Raw genomic sequence first — 2,384 nt, forward strand, 5'->3', positions numbered from 1 at the left:
GAGCTTGATCAGCTGATCGGCCTTGATCATGTCAAAAAAATCATCAAGGAAATTTACGCCTGGCTGTACATCAACCGGCTGCGCAAGGAGAACGGCTTAAAGGCCAACCGCCAGGCGCTCCATATGATTTTCAAAGGCAATCCCGGCACCGGCAAAACGACGGTGGCTCGCTTGCTCGGCAAGCTGTTTTTTGAGATGAACGTGCTGTCCAAAGGGCATTTCATCGAGGCGGAGCGGGCCGATTTGGTCGGAGAGTACATCGGGCATACGGCGAGCAAAACGCGCGATTTGATCAAAAAAGCGCGCGGCGGCATTTTGTTTATCGATGAGGCGTATTCGCTCGCCCGCGGCGGGGAAAAAGACTTTGGCAAGGAAGCGATCGATACGCTTGTGAAAGGAATGGAAGACTATTGCGACGATTTGGTCGTCATTTTAGCCGGCTATCCGAAAGAAATGGACTATTTTTTATCGTTGAACCCAGGGTTGCCGTCGCGCTTTCCGCTGACGATCGAGTTTCCGGACTATACCGTCGAAGAGCTTGTGCAAATCGCCAAACAAATGCTGCGTGAGCGCGAATACGACATGACGCCGGAAGCGGAGCGGAAACTGTACATTCATCTCGAAGGGACGCTGGAAGCGACCGGCCGCCTCAAGTTCAGCAACGGCCGTTATGTGCGCAACTTAATCGAAAAAGCGATCCGCAAGCAGGCGGTCCGTCTTCTACACGAAGGGCGCTATGACAAAAAAGAGCTGATGACGATCCGTGACCGCGATTTAGTGATTCATGCTTGAACGCTCTCCCACCTACGCTCACGCGTGGAAGTGGGGGTCTTCTCGGCGCGAGATGATAAAAAAGCCAAGGAGGCTCCTCTTTCTTTTTCTTGTCGAAAGAAAGAGGTCTTCCTTTCTTTTTTGTGCCACAAAAAAGAGGATACAACATCGGCCGGCTCGCGGCGCTTGAGGCCGGATTCCCGATCGAAGTGCCGGCCGTGCAAATCAACCGGATGTGCGGCTCGGGGCAGCAGGCGATTCATTTCGCCGCCCAGGAAATCCGCGCGATGAGCTGGTTTCGTTTTGGCAACCGGATTTGACGGTTCCGCTCGCCCCTGTGTTTCCTCCGGAAGAAAGCGACGTCTAGCTGATCGAGCACCGTCTTGTTTGGCTGTTAGTTCTGAAAATAACGGCTTTGCTTTTGGAGTCAGCAGCAGAAAGAAGAACGCAAAGGGGATCGATGCCATGAAACAACCTGCTCTTGCTTCCTTGTATTTATCGCTTGCTGCCAGCATTTGGGGCGGGATGTACGTCGTGAGCAAATACGTGTTGGACTACATTCCGCCGTTTACGCTTGTCTGGCTGCGCTACGCCGTCGCCTTGATTGTGCTTGGTGCCATCGCCGCGGCGAAACGGGAGCGCCCGCCAAAGAGCGGGCGCGACTGGGGGATGGTCATCGCAATCGGAATCATCGGCTATGTCGTTTCCATTTCGTTGCAGTTTGTCGGCACAAAATGGTCGAATGCCCATACCGCTTCCCTCATCACCGCCTCGACCCCGGCGTTTGTCGTTTTGTTTGCCCGCTGGCTGCTTGGCGAGACGCTCACATGGCGGAAAATGGCTGCGCTGCTACTGGCGACAGCGGGTGTCATCGTCATCGTCGGCTTAGGAGGCGGAGAAGAATCAACGTTTCTTGGCAACATTTGCTTAGTCGGCGCGGCGGTCACTTGGGCGCTGTTGTCGGTGCTCGTGAAAATCGCTTCGGCCCGCTTGTCCGTGTTTTCGATCACCACGTATGCCATTTTTGTGGCACTCATTGGCATGACGCCGATGATGCTCGCCGAAGGGCCGGGGCTTGCTGCGAGCCATTGGAGTGTTCCCGTCGCCCTTGGGGTGTTGTATCTTGGCGTTATATCGACAGCAGGGGCATTTTTTCTTTGGAACAAAGGGATGGAAATGATTGACGCCGGCGTCGGCTCGCTCTTTGGCCGGCTGTTTTTACAAGAGCAACTCGATGTCTCGTTTTGGCTCGGCGGGGCGCTCATTGCTGCCGGCGTGGCCGTGGCGGTGCGAAGCGAGCAAAGCGCGTAAAGGAAAGCGTCAGCAAACTATATATAGACTCCCATGACAAAAAAATTTCGTCACCATCGGAAGGATGAAAAGACCTCTATGTTGAATTTTACAACTTTACACATTTTGGAGTTCGGGTATTTTCAGGATAGATGCAACAAAGAAGTTTAACATATCCTTGACAGAAAAGTGGTTTGCCCATTTTCGACTGTCGAAGGCAAGTGTGTGGCTTGCCTCCGTCACGCCTTAGCGTGACGGAAGACCGAACAACGACTTGCTTCACAGACCCATTCATGGGTCTTTAAGCGGCGTTGTTCGGTTTA

2 protein-coding genes and 1 pseudogene are annotated in these 2,384 nt (G+C 53.4%); all 3 read left to right on the forward strand.

Translation table 11 applies throughout. From position 1 onward, the window contains the following. The coding region (gene spoVK, locus IKE44_RS10525; protein ID WP_287465861.1) for a stage V sporulation protein K at nt 1–792 on the forward strand (792 nt) is incomplete at its 5' end. Nucleotides 793–881: 89 nt separating this feature from the next. Next, nucleotides 882–1,058 (forward strand): annotated as a pseudogene (locus tag IKE44_RS10530) (thiolase family protein); the annotation flags it as partial. 178 nt (nt 1,059–1,236) lie between these two features. Continuing rightward, nucleotides 1,237–2,082, forward strand: a complete 846-nt coding sequence (locus IKE44_RS10535; protein ID WP_049624715.1) for a DMT family transporter — start codon at nt 1,237–1,239, stop codon at nt 2,080–2,082. The last annotated feature ends 302 nt before the right edge of the window (nt 2,083–2,384 follow it).

Origin of the sequence: Geobacillus sp., from assembly GCF_017515625.1 — a bacterium.
In the GTDB taxonomy this organism is placed as follows: Bacteria; Bacillota; Bacilli; order Bacillales; family Anoxybacillaceae; genus Geobacillus; species Geobacillus stearothermophilus.